This window comes from Streptomyces sp. NPDC058469 (genome assembly GCF_042721125.1).
In the GTDB taxonomy this organism is placed as follows: domain Bacteria; phylum Actinomycetota; class Actinomycetes; order Streptomycetales; family Streptomycetaceae; genus Streptomyces.
In genome coordinates this window covers 1-1,863 of the sequence record NZ_JBHXME010000352.1, presented here as the reverse complement: position 1 = coordinate 1,863, position 1,863 = coordinate 1, and the positions used below count along the sequence as shown (strand labels likewise).

At 70.9% G+C, this 1,863-nt stretch carries 1 protein-coding gene and 1 pseudogene; both read right to left on the bottom strand.

The features are described 5' to 3' along the window. Positions 1–256 (bottom strand): annotated as a pseudogene (locus ACFWP5_RS52370) (SPFH domain-containing protein); the annotation flags it as partial. 78 nt (positions 257–334) lie between these two features. Then, positions 335–1,660, bottom strand: coding sequence for a peptidoglycan-binding protein (locus tag ACFWP5_RS52365; protein ID WP_384174522.1), 1,326 nt, complete (start codon positions 1,658–1,660; stop codon positions 335–337). Positions 1,661–1,863: the final 203 nt, after the last annotated feature.

Here is a 1,863-nt window from a genome sequence, read left to right as displayed (position 1 = left end):
GGTCGGGGTCGACCTCCGGTGCCGGGCGCGGCTTGGCCGGGACCGGGCGGCGGAAGCGGGGCTGTTCGCCGGTGCCCTGACGGCGTGCGACGACGGCGGGCTTGAGCGGCACCGAGACCGGGTCGGGGTCGTCGCGGAACAGCAGGTGGACGGGGATCTCGGTGGTCGCCTCGTTCTGGATGAGCCGCGCGGGACGGGTCTGTCCCTCGGGCGGCCCCTCGTTCTCGGGCGTCTGTGAAGTGGTCGTCGTACTCATAGGTGCCTCCAGCCTCCGCGCCAGATGCGTCACAACGGGTGGGAACGAACGGGGTGATGAGCTTGGTGACGAGCGTGATTACGAGAAGAGCCGGCGCCAGGTCTCCGGGCCCGGGTAGCCGTCCGCCGCGCCGCCCCGCCAGCCCTGGGCGCGCTGGAAGGCCTCGACGTTGCGCCGGTCCGGCTCGCCCCAGCGCGGTCCCGGGCCGGTCGTGTAGTACTTGCCGAACCCCTTCTTGACCAGCTGCTTTCCCAGCTCGGTGACGTACTTGTTGGTCGCACCGGGGCGGAACACGGCCCGGCCCGGGTAGCCGGGGACGCCGTGCGAGGAGGGCGCGGGCGGGCCCGCCGCTCCCACGGCCGCGCCGCCGACGTCCTTGCCCTTGCCGGTGACGAGCAGTTGCCAGGTCTGCGGGCCGGGCAGGCCGTCCGCGTCCGCGCCGGTCCAGCCCTGGGCCAGCTGGAACGCCTGGGTGGCCCGTCGGTCCGCGTCCGACCAGCGCGGTCCCGGACCCGAGGTGTAGTACGAGCCGGCGCCCCGGGCGACGAGCATCGTGCCGAGCTGGGTGACGTACTTGTTGTCGGCGCCGGGGCCGAAAGACGACGCTCCCGGGTACGGCGTGTTCGTCTTGCCCGCGTCCACCGGAGTCACCGGGGTCACACCTTCCGTACCGCCCGTCACGCCCTTGTAGCGGTAGGGGACATAGCTGTCCGAGTGGCTCCAGTACGCGTACGGGGTGGACTGGCGGCGGGCGTGCGAGGGGGTCTCCTCCAGGGCGATGTAGTAGGTGTGCGTGTAGTCGGTCCAGCCGCCGAAAATGACGACGTGGGAGCCTTTCTCGGGGTTCGCCAGATTGTGGAACAGGAGAATGTCGCCGGGCTCCAGTTCGTCCTTGGAAATACGCACCCCGTACTGGTCGAGACTCCCGGTCCATTCGTTCCCCGGCAGTCCCCAGGCCATCGAGACGAACCCGGAGCAGTCCTGCCGGTAACCGTCCGACCAGTACGCGTTCATGCTGTACGGCACCTGCGCCGCGATCCATGTCTTGGCCCGGTTGATGATCTCGGCGCGGGTGGTCGTGGGCGCCTTGACCGCGCCGGCCGGTTTCCCGCCCGGCCCGTGCAGCGGGGCCTTGCCGCCCTGCGGGGTGGCGGGCTCGTCACCCGTGTCAGCTGCGGGAACGCCGGGAAAGGCCGGGGCGTGCGGGGTGGCCGCGGCCGGTACGGCGTGCCCGGCGGCGAGGGCCGCAGACGCGGCGGCCGCCACGAAGAGGACCCGCTGGGCGGCGGGCTGGCCGCCGGTGCGGCCGGTCGGGGAATGCGGCAGGACGCGCCGCCGGTTGACGCATCCGGGGCAGTCGCAATCGCTCGCGGGATCGAATTCTTCGAATACCGGAGTCTCCATGCGACGCCCCTCACACTCCAGGTGGAAATATCCGCGCTCGTGCACATCCGTCAGTTTCTCAACTGTCTTCCGGACCCGCATGTTGACGGTCCGAATGATGTACAGCGGCCCACCGGGGCCCGTCCGGGGGTGGTCGGGAGCACCCCCCGGCATCCGGTAGAGTTGTGCAGGTCAACACGCGCCGCTAGCTCAGTTGGTTAGAG